Genomic DNA, 16,318 nt, shown 5'->3' on the forward strand with positions numbered 1-16,318 from the left:
GCCCCGGAGGGCTGTCAGCTCGACTGCGACCGCACGCGTGCCGCATCCCCGCGTCCCGGGAACCACGGCACGACCGGCGAGGTGCGCGCCTGGTACTCCGCGTACTCCGGGTAGCGGCTGCGCGAGATGCTCTCGGTGAAGACGGTGGAGCCGACGAACAGGCCGGTCAGCAGCAGCGGCCCGATGACGGTCCACTGCAGGATCGATCCGGCGGCGACGCAGCCGAAGAGGAACACCACCCACCACTGCGCCTGCTCGAAGAAGAAGTTGGGGTGGCGAGAGAACCGGAAGAGCCCCGACTGCAGGAAGCGCGGCGAGGGCTCGCGGCCGGCCGCCATCTCGGCGTGCTTCCACTGGTGGAAACGCCACTGCTGCTGGTCGGCGATCGTCTCGCCTGTGAGGAACGCGACGAAGATCGCGGCCAGGATGATGTCGAGCGGGTTGAGCGGTGTCCGGTGCTGGTACGCGGTCCAGGCAGGCAGCGTGATCAGCAGGAGCAGCACGTTCTGGTAGATGACGATGAAGAACAGGTTGAACAGCTGGAATCCCGCCGGGCGCATCCGCCCGCGAAGCACCACCCAGCGGTAGTCCTCGCCACCCGGCCGGTAGCCGCCCTTTCGCGCGAAGTTGAAGGTGAGGCGCGCGCCCCACAGGGTGACGAGCACGGCGATCAGGTCGAGGCGGGTATCGGCGAGGCCGGCGGCGCCCGCGAACACCCAGACGTACACGACCGGCACGATCGACCAGATGCGGTCCACCCAGGAGTGCTCGTTCGTGATGAGCGAGAGCACCCAGGTGGCGGCACAGGCGACGCCCAGTACCCAGAGACAGACGATGAAGGGCTCCACGTGCACATCCTAGGGCTCGGCACGCTCGCTGCCAGGGAGGCGCAAGGCACCTGGGAACACGCCAATGGGGGGTCGCAGTCTGTCACGTACGCGCTTAACGTATTGAGGTGCCGTATTCAGAGTCTCGGACGTTCCGGGCCGTCCTCCTCCGCGATGATGAGGACACCCCGCGGGTTCTGACGCTGCCGCGGGACGTCGACGTGCCGCCCAGCCGCATCCGCGTGCCGTCAGAGTTCGCCGGCGCGTCAGCCTTCGACGTCTACGAACTGGCCGATGATCGAGGCTGGCCGGAAGAGGCGACGTTCCAGCTTCAGTCGACGGTCCCCCGTTCTACGGACGATCTGCCGGCGCGGAGTCGCGACGACGCACGCGATTTCGACAGCGACGACGAACGGGCCTGACGCCGAACTCAGTTCTGGAGCACCGAAAGTACGTTTCCGGCCGGGTCGCGGAACCAGGCGATGTCCGGCCCGCGGTCGGCCGCCCGGCCGCGCAGCACGCCCTTGGCATCGGTCGGAAGCTCCGGGTTGTCGTAGATGGCCGTCGCGACACCCCGGGCGTTGAGGTCGTCGACGGCCGCGTCGATGTCCTCCACCACGAGGTTCAGGATGGTGAACGAGGCGGGCGTGTGATCCGGCTTCGGGTAGATGAAGACGTGACCGCCGGCCGGAAGCTCGAGGTCGAGGTTGCCCATGGGGCCGTCGGACACGCGCAGACCGAGCGTCTCGCCGTAGAAGGCCTTCGCCGCGGGGATGTCGTCCACGCTGAAGCCGCTGAAGATATCGAGTGGGGTGACCATGGCGTCCACTCTGCTCGCCCGGGAGCCGCGGTGTCTAGAGCGCGCCCGGTCTCAGGTCGCCGCGCTCCGCCTAGACGAAGCGCACGGCCTCCTGCAGGCGCGTCCGCAGTTCGAACGCGCGGTCGACGCTCTCGCGGCCGGCGGCGTTCGCGCCGTCGCGCAGGACGCGGGGCAACAGGGAGCGGCGCACCAGGAGGGAGCCGGTGAGCCGGCCCCTACGGACGACGTCGAACGGGACCTCGAGGTCGTCGTCGGGCACGACCACGATGTACCCGGTGAACCGCACCCCCGCCTGCCTGCCGAAGCTCTTGGCCGCGCGGTAGAGGTCATGGAACGGCTCCTCGTCCGGCCCGATTCCGTCGCCGACGATCTCGCCCTTGGCGAGCTTCACCGGGGCGCCCCAGTCGGCCGAACGGATCGCGAACAGGCCGGCCGGGCCCAGCACGATGTGGTCGATCTTCGCGTCGGTCGAGGGATGCACGGCCACGTCGTTCCAGATCGTGAAGCCGATGCCGAGGCCGGCGACGGCGCGGGCGGTCGCCTCCTCGGCGAGCGCCACGGCCAGCAACTGGCGGATCTCGCGCGGGGCCGAGCGCACGAGGCCCGGATCGTACGGATCGCGGTCGTCGGTGCCCCGGCCCATCCACTCGCGCATGAGCGACAGGAACCGCTCGCGCGACCGGCCGCCGGGGTGTCCGTAGCTGCGGGCGCGCACGGTGGCGCCGCCCGAGGAACCGCCCGAGGACGAGCGCGCCGAGTGGAAGGTCGCGCTGAAGCCGCCGGCCGCCGAGTCGCCCGAGATGTCGGCGACGCCGACGCTTTCGCCGCGGTCGTAGCGGGCGCGGTCCTCCGGGTCGCCGATGAGCTCCCACGCCTGCTGGACCGCCTGGAAGGCAGCGGCCGTGCCGCCGGTGTCCGGGTGCGTCTCGCGCAGCAGCCGGCGGTAGGCACGACGGAGTTCGTCGTGGCCCACGTCCGGGCGGACGCCGAGCACCTCGTACGGGCTCGGGGCGGCCGGGGAGTCGCTCATCGCTGGGGAGTCGCTTTCGGTACGGGCGTGGTCAGGACTATGACGATATCGCGCGCATCCGCGAAATCGCCGAATTCGTATTGCGGCCGGAAAGTGACCGGATGTGCTTCTACGGTGGAGTCAACCGAACACGAAAGGCGGTCACCATGACCATCAGCGACTGGCGCATCGAGCTCATCATCGTCCCCGTCACCGACGTCGACCGTGCGAAGGCGTTCTACGTCGACGCCCTCGGCTGGAACGCCGACCACGACCAGCGCGTCTCGCCCGAGCTGCGCTTCGTGCAGGTCACCCCTCCCGGGTCCGCCTGCTCGATCTCCTTCGGCGAGGGTCTGACGGACATGGCGCCCGGCACCATGAAGGGCCTGCAGATCGTGGTGCCGGATGCGGACGCCGCCCTGGCACACCTGACCGAGCACGGCGTCGAGGCTCGCGGCGTCGCCGACCTGGCGTGGGGCCGCTTCGTCGACTTCACCGACCCGGACGGCAACGCCTGGACGCTGCAGGAGCTGCCCCCGCGTCCCTGACGCTCCCAGCCGGCGACGGAGGATGCTACTGACCCGCCACCGCGCTGCCGGTGAGTTCGTGGCGCGAGAACGTGTACACGATGCAGTAGTAGGACCGGTCACCGGTCGCCCACTTCTCGCTGGTGTCCGGGTAGCGGAGGTCGAGCTGCACGTCCTCGCCCCAGATCGCAACCCAGTGCCAGTTCAGGAAGGGTTCGCAGAGGTCGCTGACCTGGCTGTCCAGTGCGGCCGTGCCAGGGAAGCTCGCCCCTGCGGCCTGGGCGAGCGTCCCCGACGCCAGCAGCTGTGCGATGTGCGGCGCCGAGCAATCGACCACCGGGTAGCCGGCCGCCCACTTCGACTCGTACGTCTGCAGGCAGTCACCGTCCGTGAGCGAGCCGATGGGCTGCGAGGGGACGGTGGCGACGGGGGTCGTGGTCGGTCGTGGAGGGAGTCCCAGCCGTCTCGGAGCGGTCTCCAGGTCCGGCGTGTGCCGCGGGGCGGCCGGAGGTGCTGACGGCTCGGCCGCCCGGGCGTTCCCGGTGAGAATCCCCGTCGCGAAGACCGCGACGACCAGGAGCACGACGCCCACCACAGCGGTGACCGCCACGAGCAGGAGCCATCCCCGACGCGACATACCCACTATCGAACCGCCGCCCAGAGGATGAGGAGCATCGTCACGGCGAAGCCGCAGGCGTAGTTGATCCACAGGAAGCGGCGCCAGCCCCGGTTGGCGCCGCTCGCCTGTTCATCCGGCACCGACCAGAACGGCGCAGCCGTGGCGATGTACGGAAGAGCGAGCAGCGCGGCGAGCGGTCCGGGCCACGGCGTGAACAGCATCGCGACGCCGGCGAGCGTCCACGCGCCGATGGCCAGACGCACGGTCGCTGCGGCGCCGATCGCCGTGGCGACGGAGGAGATGCCGCCATCGCGGTCGGGCACCACATCCTGAACCGCCCCGAACGCGTGGCTGCCGACGCCCCACAGGAAGAAGGCGAGGAGCACGAGCCAGAGCGCCGGTGTGAAGATCGCCCCTGCGAGGACCAGCCCGTACAGGGCGGGGCTCACGAAGTGGACGCTGGAGGTCGCCGAGTCGAGGAACGGCACCTCCTTGAAACGCAGACCCTTGACCGAGTACGCGACGACGGCGAAGAGCGAGACGGCCAGTACCAGCCACGACAGCGGGGACCCGACGATCACCAGATAGACCACGAACGGGATCGTCGTGACCGCGGCCGCGATCAGGGTGCGGCGGTGCGCCGACCGGTCGAGCAGCGCCCCCTCGGCGCCGCCCTTCCGCGGATTGCGGAGGTCCGACTCGTAGTCGAAGACGTCATTGATCCCGTACATGGCCAGGTTGTAGGGGATCAGGAAGAAGATCGTCCCGACCACGAAGGTCGCATCGGCCCTCCCGGTGGTCAGCAGGTAGGCGGCTGCGAAGGGGAACGCCGTGTTGATCCAGCTGAGCGGCCGGGATACGAGAACGAGCTGACGGAAGGGCGCAGGCGCCACGATTGTCACGACCTGCTCCCCCGGCGTCGGGTCAGGAGCCAGAGCGCCGGCAGGAGCAGGAGTCCTGCCAGCGGGTAGGCGAAGTCTTCCATCGGGACGAGGCCAAGCCGGGCGCCGCTGATCCGCACCTCGTCGTAGGTCATGAAGCCCACGCCGATCATCAGGTTGTCGAACACGGCGGTCAGTACGAGCACGATGACTGCGGCGATCAGGACCGGCGCCCACCAGCGCCGGATGAGCGACGCGCGGTCGCGCGCGATCGCCAGCGCGACGACGAGCACCAGCGCGGCCACGCCGAGGAAGACTGCGCTCAACAGGGCGTAGGTCATCGCTCGGCCTCCCGCTCGGCCGCGGGCATCCGGTCGGGCGTCCGGTCGAGCATCCGGCGCGCACCGAAGACGAGCACGAGGATGAGATAGCAGAGGAAGGCGAGGAAGAAGACCTCCTCCAGGGGCAGCTCGGGCGCCAACTCGACACCGGTCATGAACGGCGACTCCCCCCGTGCGAACACGTGGAGCAGGATACCGGCCGCATCCCACGCGAGGAAGAACGCGAGGCCCACGGCCAGCACGATCGTCGCGCGCCGCGCATCCCGCCAGAACACCAGCCGGTACCGCGCATCCAGCGCCACCATCGCCGCGAGCGACACCAGCAGACAGGCGAGGTACAGGAACGTCACGTCACCCGCTCCGCCTGCGGGGCGGGCAGCGGCTCGGGGAGCGGACCGGAGCTGCCGTCGCCACGCAGCCGCTTCAAGACGAGTTCTGCGCTGATCAGGCACATCGGAAGGCCGATGCCGGGGATCGTGGAGCAGCCGGCGTAGAGGAGCCCGTCCACCTTCTTGGACGCATTGCCCGGACGGAAGAAGGCGCTCTGCCGCAGCGTGTGGGCCAGGCCGAGCGCCCCTCCGCTCCACGCGTTCAGGTCGGTCGCGAAGTCCTCGGGACCGACCGTCCGGCGCACCACGATCCGGTCGGCGAGGTCCGGGATGCCCGCCCACGCCGAGATCTGCGCGATCGCCGCATCTGCGGCACGCTCGATCGCCCGGTCGCCCGCGCCGTTCATCCCGCCGGAGCCGAGGGACACATCGGCGGGCACCGGGATGAGCACGAACAGGTTCTCGTAGCCCTCCGGCGCGACCGTCGGGTCGGTCTCGCTGGGCTTGCAGACGTACAGCGACGCGGGGTCCGGGATGCCGGGGTCCGGCCCGTAGATCGTCTGGAAGTTCGCCTCCCAGTCGGTGGTGAAGAACAGATTGTGGTGGGTCAGCTGCGGCAGTCGGCCGCGGATACCCAGCATCGCCAGGACGACCCCCGGGCCGGGATCGCGCTTGTCCCACTTCTTCTCGGGATGCGTGCGGAGCTTCTCCGGCAGGAGCGCGGTCTCGGTGTGGTGCAGGTCCGCCCCGGACACCACGAGATCGGCGTCGACCGTGTGGATGCGGCCGGCCGCATCCACGTACTCCACACCGGTGGTGCGGGCACGCGGTGAGGCGTCGACCGTTCGGATGGCGGTGACCCGGGCGCCGAGGACGAGCCGCGCGCCTGCCTCCTCGGCGAGTGCGACCACCCGGTCGATGAGGGCGGCGAACCCTCCCAGGGGGTAGCGCACACCGTCGTCGAGGTCGAGGTGGCTCATCAGGCTGTACATGCTGGGTGCGCGATCGGGCGACGTACCCAGGAAGACGGCCGGGTAACCGAGCACCTGCCGGAGGCGCACATCCCGAACGAAGCCCGCCGCATAGCGGTCGAGCGGTTCCAGCAGCAGACGCGCCAGCCGCGGGAGGCGTCGCAGCAGCTCCGGGGCGACCATCGGCCGGAGGTCGGCGAAGGTGCTGTAGAGGAAACGGTCGACCGCCATCCGGTAGGTCTCGGCGGACCCGGCGAGATACCGGTCGAGGGCCGCGCCCGCACCAGGCTCCTCCTGCTCGAACGCGGCACGGTTCAGGGCCCCGTCGGCACGGATGTCGAGCGGCGCACGGCCGTCCTCCGAGAAGACGCGGTAGCCGGGGTCGAGCGTGACCAGGTCCAGCTGCTCCGCGGTGGAGGTGCCCATCAGCTGGAAGAAGTGGTCGAACACCTCGGGCATGAGGTACCAGGACGGGCCGGTGTCGAAGCGGAAGCCGTCGTGCTCCCACGAGCCGGCGCGGCCTCCCAGCATCGTCCGCTGCTCCAGCAGCGTGACCGCGTAGCCCTCGCGAGCGAGCAGCGCCGCGGTGGCGAGTCCGGCGATCCCGCCCCCGATGACGGCGACCCGCCGCCCGGTCATCAGGGCGCTCCCGTGCGCGCGACCGCCCCGGTGGGTCGGGGCAGGGCCGCCGTCACGGTGGCCCGAGCCAGGATGGCGAGCTTCACCCGCGTCGGCACGCTGATACGACGATTCAGCAGTTCTGTGGCCGGCGTCGCCCGGATGCGGTCGCTCAGCTCCCCGAACAGACCGTGCGCCGCGATGATGGCCCGGCGGCAGTTGTCCGGCAGTTCCGGGATGACATCCGCCGCGGCCCCGAGGTCGCAGTCGATGTCGACGACCAGGGCCAGCTTCTGCCGGTCGGTCAGGCGGGCCGGGTCGATGCCCGGGAAGTAGCTGCGGCCGAGCTCCGTCCAGTCGACGGCAAGGTCGCGCAGGAAGTTGATCTTCTGGAAGGCCGCCCCGAGCCTCCTGGCTCCGGCCTCGAGACGCAGCCGCACGTCCTCGGGCACCGGGCGATCCGCCAGGAACACCTTCAGGCACATGAGCCCGATGACCTCGGCCGAGCCGTAGATGTAGGCGCGGAGCTCATCGCCGCGAAAGTCCACCGGGCTGAGGTCGCGGCGCATCGACGCGAAGAACGGCCGGGTCAGTTCCGGCCCGATGCCCGTCGTGCGCGCGGTGACCGCGAACGCGTGCACGACCACGTTGGCGCTGTAGCCGGTGCGCATGGCGCGCTCGGTGTCCGCCTCCAGCGCGTCGAGCAGCTCGCGCTGATCGTCGAGGCTCAGTCCAGCCTCTGTCGCCGCACCGTCGACGATCTCGTCGGCGACGCGCACGAGCGCGTACACGTCTTCGACCTGCGGCCGGATCTGCGGCGCCAGCAATCGCGTGGCCATGCCGAAGGAGGTGGAGTAGGCGTGGATGATGGTGGCGGCGCCCGCGTGGGCGGCATCGGAGTAGGTGGTGAGGTCGGTCGGCGCGGTGCCCGTCGGAGCCTCGGGTGCACGGGTCATGCGATCCTCCCGATGCACGAGCGTGCCACGTCCTCCAGCGGCGCGGCTAGAGAGCGTGGGATGGACGGGGTGTCGAGCACCGCGACGGCCGCGGCGACATGCTGCGCGAGCAGGTCCTCCACGAACCCCCGTGCGCCGCACTCCTGGAGCACCGTCGCGAGCCGGTTGGCCTCGTGCGGGTCGAGATCCGTGCGGCCGAGCGAGAGGGCGACCTCCCGCCAGCGGGCGGTGCGGCGCGCATAGGCGATCAGCGACGTCTCCTTGCCCTGCCGGAGGTCGCTGACGATGCTCTTGCCGGTCACATCCTCTGACCCGAAGACGCCGAGGAGGTCGTCGCCCAGCTGGAACGCGATGCCCACGAGCCGACCGTACTCGGCGAGCGGGGTCAGCACATCCTCACTGCCGCCGGCGAGCAGGGCGCCGGTCATCAGCGGGCCGGCCACCGAGTACGCGGCGGTCTTGTGCTCCGTCATGGCGAGTACGTCCTCGAGTGCGGGGTCCTGGGCGCCCAGCTGCTCGGCGAGCGCGACGTCCGCCAGCTCCCCTGCCGCGGTGACGAACACGCCGTGGTCGAGGATGTCGAGCAGCCGCTCCCGCGTCCACTCGTCGGTGTCGATGCGGGCGAGCACCGTGGAGGCTGCGTGAAGCAGCAGGTCACCGGCCAGGATGGCCCCGGCTTCGCCCCAGCGGCGAGCGCGGTCTGCACTCGTCCCCCGGGCTTCGGCGGCGGCGGCGAACCCGCCTGCCACGTTCGGCCGGCCGCGGCGGACGGTGTCTCCGTCGATGACGTCGTCGTGGAGAAGGAAGGCGGTGTGCAGCAGCTCGTACGCGACGGCGGCCGTGCAGGCGACGTCCGGTTCCGTACCGCCGAGTCCGCGGTAGGCGGTCAGCACGAATCGCGGGCGGATGCGCTTACCGCCGTCCGCGGCGTCACGGGCACCCTCCCACAGTCGGCGGTAGGAGGCGTCGTAGGCGGCGGCTGCGGTGACGCGCGCGGAGAAGAAGCGGTCGAGGCGCTCCTCGACGGAGGCGAGGTCGCCGGCCAAGTCTTCGCTCGACCGGCTCGTGACATCCCGCTCGACAGGACTTCGTGTCTCAGGGTGCAGCTGTGTCATGCGCGAAGCTCCCTTGTCTAGCTTGGATAGCAAATAACTTAGCACGATTCTTACAAATGGGAATAGGATGTGCTCATGACACCGGCCGGAGATGCGCGCGGCGACGCGCGACGCGACGCACGGCGCATCTCGGAATCCCTGACCGACCCCCGCGTCATCGATCCGCGCCAGGAACTCGTCCGCCACGACGACCTCAGCGAAGAAGAGCTGGAACAGATCGTGCGCCTTCTGGCCGCCATGCGGGACTGGCGCGACGCCGACCAGCGGCTCAGCTTCGAATCCCGCGCCCACATGAAGCTCAACGAGACCGACATGCGTGCGCTGCGCTACATCATCGCGTCGATGAACTCCGACGTGCCGGTCACGGCCGGAGCCCTCTCCGACCACCTCCACATCTCCACCGCATCCACCACCAAGCTCCTCGACCGCCTGGAGCGGGCTGGACACGTCGTGCGCCGCCCGCACCCCACCGACCGCCGGGCCGTCACGGTCGAGATCACCCCGGAGACGCACCGCGAGGTGCGCCGGACCATGGGACTCCAGCATGCCCGCCGGTTCGAGGTGGTCCGGGCGCTCACCCCGCAGGACCGCGACACCGTGACGCGGTTCCTGCACGCGCTCAGCGAGACGACGCTGACGAGTGTGGCTGCTCCGGTGACGGATCCGGATTCGGCTCCGTCGGCGGCCGCGCCACTCGGCTAGCCGCCTTCGGGTGCTCCGCCTCATAGACGATGCGGTTCGCCATCCCGTTGAAGATCACGCCGTGGAACGGCAGGATCGCGAACCAGTACAGCCGGCCGCTCAGTCCGCGCGGGAAGAACACCGCGCGCTGGCGGTACTCCGAGCCGCCACCCTCCCGCGGGCGGACGGACAACTCCAGCCACGCGCGGCCCGGGACCACCATCTCGGCGCGCAGCCGCAGGCTCCTCCCCCGTTCGATCCGCTCCACCCGCCACCAGTCGAGCGCGTCGCCTGTGTTCAGGTGGTCCGCATCCCGACGCCCCCGGCGAAGCCCCACACCGCCGACGAGCTTGTCGGCCCAGCCCCGCAACGCCCAGGCGAGCGGGAACGAGTACCACCCGCGTTCCCCGCCGATCCCCTCGACGACGCGCCAGAGCAGCTCCGGATCGGCCGACGACGCCCGCTCGCGCAGATCCGTGTACACGGTGTGCCCCGACCACTCCGGGTCGCTCGGCAGCGGATCGCTCGGGGCTCCGGCGACCGAGGCGTCCTGCCAGCTGGTCTCCACCTGCCCGGAGCGCTCCCGCGCCAGGGCCAGCCGCACCGAGCGGCGGTAGCCGGTCAGGCCGTCGGGCGGCGGCGGGATCACCCCGTCGATGTCGTGCTCGCGCGCCACGCAGTCGTACTGCAGCGACTCGATGATCGGCACTGCGAGACTGCGCGGGATGGGCGTGACCAGATTCACCCACTGGGACGCGAGCCAGGGCGTGAACACCGGGAGGGCGGCGATGGGACGCTGGGGCAGTCCAGCCTCCAGTGCGTAGGCGTTCATCATCTGGCCGTAGCGCAGGATGTCGGGCCCGCCCAGGTCGAAGGCACGGGACACCTCCGGCGGCAGTTCGGCCGCCGCGAGAAGGTAGTGCAGCACATCCCGGATCGCGATCGGCTGGATGCGGTTGCGCACCCAGCGCGGCGCGGGCATGTACGGCAATACTTCGGTGAGGTGCCGGATCATCTCGAATGACGCCGACCCGGACCCGATCACGACGCCGGCCTGGAACACCACCGTCGGCACCCCCGAATCCAGCAGGATGCGGCCGACAGCCACCCGTGAACGCAGATGCCGCGAAAGCTCCCCGTCCGGGTGCAGGGCGCCGAGGTACACGATGCGGCTGACGCCCGCCGCACGCGCGGCATCCGCGACCGTGCGGGCCGCCGCCGACTCCTCCTCGTCGAAATCACCGCGGGCCCGCATCGAGTGCACCAGGTAGTAGACGACATCCACGTCTGCCACGGCACGGGCGACCGCCTCGGGGTTGTGCAGATCGCCCTCGACGACCTCCACGTCGCCCGCCCACGGGACATCCGTCAGCTTCTGCGGCGAGCGCGCCAGCACGTGGACGGTGTGACCGCGGGCCAGCAGACGCGGCACCAGCCGACCGCCGATGTAGCCGGTCGCGCCGGTGACGAGGACTCGGGAGGGACTCATGGGCCGAACACTACGCTCGCCTGCGAACACGGGAGCGCGACGCGAACGAACGCCGGTGCGGGGGACGACCGAACGTCCTGTACGTTTTTTGTATGGGCAAGCTCATTTACGGCGGGACCACCGAGATCGGTTTCGAGGACCGGGTCCTGGCGCATCTGCAGATCGTGATCGGGCTCAAGCTGCGCCGGAAGGAAGGCTTCTTCTTCTCCTGGCGCGATGAGCAGAGCGTCGGTGACGGCCGCAGCGCGATCTGGATCGACCCGGCCATCCCCCTGCTGTTCCGCTACAGCGGGGGACGCAGCCCACGGATCAACAAGACCTGGCTCGAACAGCTCACCCTGTCCTCCAACAGCGCCCAGGGTTTGCAGCTCACCGAGGAGATCGGCGCACTCGGCGCGGACGAGGTCGACGCCGACTCGCCCCCCGGCCGCTGAACGCGGCCAAGCGAAAAGGACCCCGCGCCTGACCGGTGCGGGGTCCTTCGTTCGTTGCCGAGCCCTCAGCGGAGGTACTCGAGAAGCTCCGGGCAGCGGAGGCGCTTCAGGCTGCGGGTCTCCAGCTGGCGGACCCGCTCGCGGGTGATGCCGTAGACCTCGCCGACCTCGTCGAGCGTCATCGGCTTCTGGCCGTCGAGGCCGAAGCGCATGCGCACGACCTTCGCGTCGCGCGGCGGCAGCTCGCGGAGGCGCTCCTCGAGGTCGCGGTGGCGGAACTCCACCTCCACGGCCTCGGGCGGGCCGGCGAAGTCGCCGTCCTCGATCAGGTCGCCGAGCTCGGCGCCCTCGTTCTCGCCGACCGGTACGGCAAGCGACACGGTCTCCGAGTCGCTCATCTGCAGCTTGTGGACTTCGGCCGGGTCGAGGTTCGACGCCTCGGCCATCTCCTCCAGCGTGGGGGTGCGGCCGAGCTCTCCACCGAGGTCACGGCGGATGCGGTCGAGCTTGTCGATCTTCTCCACGGTGTGCACCGGGATGCGGATCAGGCGGGCGGTGTCGGCGATGCCGCGCAGGATCGACTGGCGGATCCACCACGTGGCATAGGTCGAGAACTTGTTGCCGGTGCGGTAGTCGAACTTCTCCACCGCGCGGACGAGGCCCAGGTTGCCCTCCTGGATCAGGTCCATGACGGGGAGGCCGCGTCCCGCGTAGCGCTTGGCGATACTCACGACCAGTCGGAGGTTCGCTTCGATGAAGCGCTCGAACGCACGCTTGCCGTCATCGGCGAGGTACTGCAGTTCGCGCTTCTCGCGGGGGGTCAGGTTGGGCCGGATCGCCAGCCGCTCGCCGGCGAGCACTCCCACCTCGATCCGCTTGGCGAGGGCCACTTCTTCGTCGGCGGTGAGGAGCCGGGTGCGGCCGATCGAGTTGAGGTAGTCCCGTACCGGGTCGCTGGTCACTTCGAGCGTCGTCATCGTTTCATCCCATTCAGCCCGTGTACTCACGGGCACTGCCGTTGGTGCTCTCAGTTCGGGTGTTCCACTTATCTTGTGGACGAGTAGTTCGTTAGCCACGATAAGCAATGGCCCCTACTCCCCAACAAGGGGTTGACAGTTGCGCTGCGCGTACGCTACCGGCGCTGCAAGCGTGTTTGACGGGATTTGTCAAGGCTCTGCCGGGAGACTTACAGCCCTCCTACAGTCACACGGGTGACTGCGCACACTTCAGATAAAGCGGCGTCGCTGAAGACGATCCGCACGACAATCCCTGCACGCATGGACCGGCTCCCCTGGTCCCGCTTCCACTGGCTCGTCGTCATCGGGCTCGGGACGGTGTGGATCCTCGACGGGCTCGAGGTCACCATCGTCGGCGCGATCGGCAGCCGGCTCACCGAGCCGGACAGCGGCCTCGGCCTGACCACGGCTCAGGTCGGCCAGGCCGCGGCCGTCTACGTCGCCGGCGCCTGTGTCGGCTCGCTGGTGTTCGGCTACCTCACCGATCGGTTCGGTCGGAAGAAGCTGTTCATCATCACCCTGGGCCTCTACCTGGTGGCGACGGTGCTGACCGCCTTCTCGTTCACGCCGTGGATGTTCTTCCTGTTCCGCTTCTTCACCGGCGCGGGCATCGGAGGCGAGTACGCGGCCATCAACTCCGCCATCGACGAGCTGATCCCGGCTCGCCGCCGGGGCCTCGTCGACCTCGCCATCAACGGGTCGTACTGGCTCGGCACGGCCTTCGGAGCGGTCCTCACCGTCTTCCTGCTCAACACGGACAACTTCCCGGCCGACGTCGGCTGGCGCATCGCGTTCGGCCTCGGCGCGGTGCTGGGTCTCGTCATCCTGCTCGTCCGCCGGAACGTGCCCGAATCGCCCAGGTGGATGTTCATCCACGGCCGCGACGAAGAGGCCGAGAAGCTTGTCGGCGAGATCGAGGAGGGCGTCGAGGAGAACACCCACCAGCACCTCGAGAAGGTGCCGGATGACCGCGGGATCGAGATCCACCAGCGCCGCTCCACCGGCTTCGGTGAGATCGTCCGCGTCGCGCTCGGGCAGTATCCCAAGCGGTTCGTTCTCGGGCTCTCGTTGTTCATCGGTCAGGCGTTCCTCTACAACGCCGTGTTCTTCACCTACTCGCTGGTGCTCACGAAGCTGCTCGGCGTGCCCGACGACGTGGCGCCGTGGGCGCTCGTCCCGATCGCGATCGGCAACTTCCTGGGGCCGTTCCTGCTGGGGCACCTGTTCGACACGGTCGGCCGCCGCTTCATGATCACGCTCTCCTACGTCGGCAGCGGCATCCTGCTGGTCGGAACGGCCCTCCTGTTCGGTTCGGGAGTGCTCGACGCATTCTGGCTGACGGCGTGCTGGATGGTCGTGTTCTTCTTCGCGTCGGCGGGTGCGTCGGCCGCGTACCTGACCGTGAGCGAGATCTTCCCGATGGAGACGCGGGCCATGGCGATCGCGTTCTTCTACGCGGTCGGCACGGGCATCGGTGGCATCATCGGCCCGATCCTGTTCGGAAACCTGATCGAGGGCGGCATCCCCGCCGTCACCATCGGGTACTTCATCGGAGCGGGCCTGATGATCGCGGCGGGTCTGGTGGAACTGTTCCTGGGCGTGGATGCCGAGGGCAAGTCCCTGGAGGACATCGCTGCCCCGCTCTCGGCGAGCACCCCCTCCCAATCCCCCACCCGCTCCCGCTGACCCCTCTCCCCCCGTCCCCCGTCACAAGCCAACAGCTCCTGAGTTTTTCGCCTCCGCCACGGCGTGTCGGCGGAAAAACTCAGGAGCTGTTGGCGTGGGAAGTCACGGAGGACGGGGTTAGCTGGTTGAGAGGAGCTCGAGGAGGGCGGGCTCGGGAGCGCGACCGCCGGAGGTGTCGATGACCTCGCCGCTGCGGTAGCGGTCGAAGATGCGCGGGTCGATGTAGCTGTTGCGCGCAATCGTCGGCGTGTTGCCGAGGGCGGCCGCCGCCTCGTTGACGGCGGCGCTGATGCGCTTCTTCCTCTGGGAGTCGGTCCCCGCGATACCGAGGTCGGCGAGCGCTTGCGCCGCAACGATCGTGCCGTGCAGCGTCCGGAAGTCCTTCGCCGTGAACTCGCCGCGTGTCTGCCGCCGGATGTACTCGTTCAGCGAGGCTGGGCGGATCGTGTGCCAGGTGCTGTCCTTCCACGACAGCAGCCGCGACCGCTGGCCGCGCAGCGCCTGGATCTGCCGGAGCAGCTCCGCGAGGTCCGGGTCGGTGATCGTGCTCGTCCACTTCTGCGCGGACTTCGCCGGGAAGGTCAGCGTGATGTCGTCGTCCTCGATCCGGGCGTGACGGCACAGCAGCGTGGTCAGGCCCCGGCTGCCGTTCGCGTGCAGGTACTCCTCGCTGCCGATCCGGACGCTGCCCAGATCGATGATGCGGAACGCCGCGGCCAGGATGCGGTCGCGGCCGAACCCCTCCTGCCGCAGGTCCATCGTCACCTTGCGCCGCGCCGACGGCAGCGTTTCGGCGAGGAGCGACGCCCGCTCGAACTTCACGCGGTCCTGGTGCAGCCTCCACGAGTCGTGGTACCGGTACTGGCGGCGACCGGCCTGGTCGGTGCCGACCGCCTGGATGTGACCGCGGGCATCCGGTGAGATCCACACGTCCTGCCAGGCGGGAGGGATGACGAGCGAGCGGATGCGTTCCAGCTCCCGCTCGTCGACGATCGTATTGCCCGCCTCATCTTCGTAGGTCGGTCCGGAGTCGGTCATGGTGCGGTGGTACCCCGGGCCGGACGGGTTGCTGCGCTTGAGCCGGGTCACGCAGGCTTCTTCGCGGACTTCTTGGCGGGAGCCTTACGGGTCGACTTCGAGGAGGTGGACTTCGCGGCCGGTTTCTTCTCAGACGACGACGACTTCGAGCCGGACTTCGACGAGCGGCTGCGCTCCACGCTCCGCTGCAGCGCCTCCATCAGGTCGATGACCTCGCCGCCGCCCTTGGCCGCTTCCTCCTCCTCGCCGAAGGTGGCAGCGGTGTCCACGCTCTCACCCTGCTCGAGCTTCGCGTCGATCAGCTTGCGCAGCTCCTCCTGGTAGTCGTCGCTGAACTTCTCCGGCTCGAAGTCGCCGGCGAAGCTCTCCATCAGCGCGCTGGAGAGCTGGAGTTCGCGGTCGGTGATCCGCGGCGTCTGGTCGAGCGACGGGAAGTCCGCCTCCCGGATCTCGTCGTGCCAGAGCAGTGTCTGCAGCACGAGCAGGTTGCCCCGCACGCGCAGGGCACCGAGCCGGGTCTTCTGGCGCAGGGCGAACTCCACGATCGCCGTGCGCTCCTCGTCCTCCAGCGTCTTACGCAGCAGCGCGTACGCCTTGAGCGACTTGGAGTCCGGCTCCAGGTAGTAGCTCCGGTCGAACATCAGCGGGTCCAGCTGGTCGTTGGGCACGAACTCGACCACGTCGATCTCGCGGCTGCGCTCGGCGGGCAGCGACGCGAGGTCCTCCGCGGTCAGGATGACCGTGCGCTCACCGTCGTCGTACGCCTTCACGATGTGCTCGTACGGGATCACCTTGCCGTCGATCTCGCAGCGGCGCTGATAGCGGATGCGGCCGCCGTCCGCGTCGTGCACCTGGTGCAGCGGGACGTCGTGATCCTCGGTTGCGCTGTAGACCTTCACCGGCACATTGACCAGTCCGAAGGTGATGGCGCCCGTCCAAATGGCCCTCATGTGCCCATCGT

At 69.4% G+C, this 16,318-nt stretch carries 19 protein-coding genes; 5 read left to right on the forward strand and 14 right to left on the reverse strand.

The features are described from left to right. Positions 1–14: 14 nt before the first annotated feature. Positions 15–848 carry a DUF1295 domain-containing protein gene (locus tag AB7E03_RS05700; RefSeq protein WP_489940066.1) on the reverse strand — a complete coding sequence of 278 codons (834 nt, stop codon included), beginning with the start codon at positions 846–848 and terminating at the stop codon, positions 15–17. A gap of 200 nt (positions 849–1,048) precedes the next feature. Between AB7E03_RS05700 and AB7E03_RS05705 the strand changes: the two genes are divergently transcribed. Then, positions 1,049–1,249, forward strand: coding sequence for a hypothetical protein (locus AB7E03_RS05705; protein ID WP_489940068.1), 201 nt, complete (start codon positions 1,049–1,051; stop codon positions 1,247–1,249). Between the two features lie 8 nt (positions 1,250–1,257). On the opposite strand, the gene AB7E03_RS05710 is transcribed toward AB7E03_RS05705, so the two are convergent. Both AB7E03_RS05710 and AB7E03_RS05715 read right to left on the reverse strand, forming a co-directional pair. After that, positions 1,258–1,647: a VOC family protein gene (locus tag AB7E03_RS05710; RefSeq protein WP_489940070.1), complete on the reverse strand. Its 390-nt coding sequence runs from the start codon at positions 1,645–1,647 to the stop codon at positions 1,258–1,260. 70 nt (positions 1,648–1,717) lie between these two features. Continuing rightward, positions 1,718–2,677 carry a DnaJ domain-containing protein gene (locus tag AB7E03_RS05715; protein WP_441781886.1) on the reverse strand — a complete coding sequence of 320 codons (960 nt, stop codon included), beginning with the start codon at positions 2,675–2,677 and terminating at the stop codon, positions 1,718–1,720. Positions 2,678–2,823: 146 nt separating this feature from the next. On the opposite strand from AB7E03_RS05715, the gene AB7E03_RS05720 reads away from it, so the two are divergent. Next, positions 2,824–3,204, forward strand: coding sequence for a glyoxalase superfamily protein (locus AB7E03_RS05720; protein WP_489940072.1), 381 nt, complete (start codon positions 2,824–2,826; stop codon positions 3,202–3,204). 25 nt (positions 3,205–3,229) lie between these two features. On the opposite strand, the gene AB7E03_RS05725 is transcribed toward AB7E03_RS05720, so the two are convergent. From AB7E03_RS05725 to AB7E03_RS05755, 7 genes are read right to left on the reverse strand one after another with little or no spacing between them, the layout of a single operon-like run. After that, entirely contained in the window at positions 3,230–3,820 is a 591-nt protein-coding gene (locus AB7E03_RS05725) for a septum formation family protein (protein ID WP_489940074.1), read from the reverse strand. 5 nt (positions 3,821–3,825) lie between these two features. Beyond that, positions 3,826–4,704 (reverse strand): prenyltransferase, encoded by an 879-nt coding sequence (locus tag AB7E03_RS05730; RefSeq protein WP_489940076.1) that lies wholly within the window; start codon positions 4,702–4,704, stop codon positions 3,826–3,828. After that, positions 4,701–5,024 (reverse strand): lycopene cyclase domain-containing protein, encoded by a 324-nt coding sequence (locus AB7E03_RS05735; protein ID WP_489940078.1) that lies wholly within the window; start codon positions 5,022–5,024, stop codon positions 4,701–4,703. Before AB7E03_RS05735 ends, AB7E03_RS05730 begins: the two co-directional genes overlap by 4 nt. Next, the gene (locus AB7E03_RS05740; RefSeq protein WP_489940080.1) at positions 5,021–5,374 is read right to left on the reverse strand and encodes a lycopene cyclase domain-containing protein; all 354 of its coding nucleotides are present in this window, start codon (positions 5,372–5,374) and stop codon (positions 5,021–5,023) included. Before AB7E03_RS05740 ends, AB7E03_RS05735 begins: the two co-directional genes overlap by 4 nt. Then, positions 5,371–6,963 carry a phytoene desaturase family protein gene (crtI, locus tag AB7E03_RS05745; RefSeq protein WP_489940082.1) on the reverse strand — a complete coding sequence of 531 codons (1,593 nt, stop codon included), beginning with the start codon at positions 6,961–6,963 and terminating at the stop codon, positions 5,371–5,373. The genes AB7E03_RS05740 and crtI overlap by 4 nt, the downstream gene beginning before the upstream one ends. Next, positions 6,963–7,898 carry a phytoene/squalene synthase family protein gene (locus AB7E03_RS05750; protein ID WP_441781879.1) on the reverse strand — a complete coding sequence of 312 codons (936 nt, stop codon included), beginning with the start codon at positions 7,896–7,898 and terminating at the stop codon, positions 6,963–6,965. The genes crtI and AB7E03_RS05750 overlap by 1 nt, the downstream gene beginning before the upstream one ends. Beyond that, the gene (locus tag AB7E03_RS05755; RefSeq protein ID WP_489940085.1) at positions 7,895–9,013 is read right to left on the reverse strand and encodes a polyprenyl synthetase family protein; all 1,119 of its coding nucleotides are present in this window, start codon (positions 9,011–9,013) and stop codon (positions 7,895–7,897) included. Before AB7E03_RS05755 ends, AB7E03_RS05750 begins: the two co-directional genes overlap by 4 nt. 75 nt (positions 9,014–9,088) lie before the next feature. Here AB7E03_RS05755 and AB7E03_RS05760 point away from each other — a divergent pair, with 75 nt between their 5' ends. Then, entirely contained in the window at positions 9,089–9,715 is a 627-nt protein-coding gene (locus AB7E03_RS05760; protein ID WP_489940087.1) for a MarR family winged helix-turn-helix transcriptional regulator, read from the forward strand. Here AB7E03_RS05760 and AB7E03_RS05765 read toward each other — a convergent pair. Further along, complete coding sequence (locus AB7E03_RS05765; protein ID WP_489940089.1) at positions 9,633–11,183, reverse strand: SDR family oxidoreductase; 1,551 nt, start codon at positions 11,181–11,183, stop codon at positions 9,633–9,635. The genes AB7E03_RS05760 and AB7E03_RS05765 overlap by 83 nt on opposite strands. A gap of 92 nt (positions 11,184–11,275) precedes the next feature. Here AB7E03_RS05765 and AB7E03_RS05770 point away from each other — a divergent pair, with 92 nt between their 5' ends. Continuing rightward, entirely contained in the window at positions 11,276–11,617 is a 342-nt protein-coding gene (locus AB7E03_RS05770) for a DUF7882 family protein (protein ID WP_489940091.1), read from the forward strand. A gap of 65 nt (positions 11,618–11,682) precedes the next feature. Here the strand turns inward: AB7E03_RS05770 and AB7E03_RS05775 are convergent, their stop codons facing one another. After that, on the reverse strand, positions 11,683–12,594 hold the full coding sequence (locus AB7E03_RS05775) for a sigma-70 family RNA polymerase sigma factor (RefSeq protein WP_441781874.1): 912 nt from the start codon (positions 12,592–12,594) through the stop codon (positions 11,683–11,685). A 300-nt stretch (positions 12,595–12,894) separates the two neighbouring features. Here AB7E03_RS05775 and AB7E03_RS05780 point away from each other — a divergent pair, with 300 nt between their 5' ends. Next, a complete protein-coding gene (locus tag AB7E03_RS05780; RefSeq protein WP_489940094.1) occupies positions 12,895–14,319 on the forward strand; it encodes an MFS transporter in 1,425 nt (474 codons plus the stop codon). Between the two features lie 117 nt (positions 14,320–14,436). Here the strand turns inward: AB7E03_RS05780 and AB7E03_RS05785 are convergent, their stop codons facing one another. Together AB7E03_RS05785 and ku are read right to left on the reverse strand one after the other, a co-directional pair. Continuing rightward, positions 14,437–15,408 (reverse strand): DNA topoisomerase IB, encoded by a 972-nt coding sequence (locus tag AB7E03_RS05785; protein WP_489940096.1) that lies wholly within the window; start codon positions 15,406–15,408, stop codon positions 14,437–14,439. Next, a complete protein-coding gene (ku, locus tag AB7E03_RS05790; RefSeq protein ID WP_489940098.1) occupies positions 15,405–16,307 on the reverse strand; it encodes a non-homologous end joining protein Ku in 903 nt (300 codons plus the stop codon). The genes AB7E03_RS05785 and ku overlap by 4 nt, the downstream gene beginning before the upstream one ends. Positions 16,308–16,318 lie beyond the last annotated feature (11 nt).

The organism is Leifsonia sp. RCC_180 (assembly GCF_058138205.1).

Excerpts from the sequence above, each read along its gene's own strand:
- AB7E03_RS05750 (WP_441781879.1), bottom strand. The coding sequence starts at position 7,898 with ATGACCCGTGCACCCGAGGCTCCGACGGGCACCGCGCCGACCGACCTC.
- AB7E03_RS05735 (WP_489940078.1), bottom strand. The coding sequence starts at position 5,024 with ATGACCTACGCCCTGTTGAGCGCAGTCTTCCTCGGCGTGGCCGCGCTG.
- AB7E03_RS05720 (WP_489940072.1), top strand. The coding sequence starts at position 2,824 with ATGACCATCAGCGACTGGCGCATCGAGCTCATCATCGTCCCCGTCACC.
- AB7E03_RS05775 (WP_441781874.1), bottom strand. The coding sequence starts at position 12,594 with ATGACGACGCTCGAAGTGACCAGCGACCCGGTACGGGACTACCTCAAC.
- AB7E03_RS05770 (WP_489940091.1), top strand. The coding sequence starts at position 11,276 with ATGGGCAAGCTCATTTACGGCGGGACCACCGAGATCGGTTTCGAGGAC.
- AB7E03_RS05725 (WP_489940074.1), bottom strand. The coding sequence starts at position 3,820 with ATGTCGCGTCGGGGATGGCTCCTGCTCGTGGCGGTCACCGCTGTGGTG.
- AB7E03_RS05710 (WP_489940070.1), bottom strand. The coding sequence starts at position 1,647 with ATGGTCACCCCACTCGATATCTTCAGCGGCTTCAGCGTGGACGACATC.
- AB7E03_RS05760 (WP_489940087.1), top strand. The coding sequence starts at position 9,089 with ATGACACCGGCCGGAGATGCGCGCGGCGACGCGCGACGCGACGCACGG.
- AB7E03_RS05765 (WP_489940089.1), bottom strand. The coding sequence starts at position 11,183 with ATGAGTCCCTCCCGAGTCCTCGTCACCGGCGCGACCGGCTACATCGGC.
- crtI (WP_489940082.1), bottom strand. The coding sequence starts at position 6,963 with ATGACCGGGCGGCGGGTCGCCGTCATCGGGGGCGGGATCGCCGGACTC.
- AB7E03_RS05780 (WP_489940094.1), top strand. The coding sequence starts at position 12,895 with ATGGACCGGCTCCCCTGGTCCCGCTTCCACTGGCTCGTCGTCATCGGG.
- ku (WP_489940098.1), bottom strand. The coding sequence starts at position 16,307 with ATGAGGGCCATTTGGACGGGCGCCATCACCTTCGGACTGGTCAATGTG.
- AB7E03_RS05715 (WP_441781886.1), bottom strand. The coding sequence starts at position 2,677 with ATGAGCGACTCCCCGGCCGCCCCGAGCCCGTACGAGGTGCTCGGCGTC.
- AB7E03_RS05755 (WP_489940085.1), bottom strand. The coding sequence starts at position 9,013 with ATGACACAGCTGCACCCTGAGACACGAAGTCCTGTCGAGCGGGATGTC.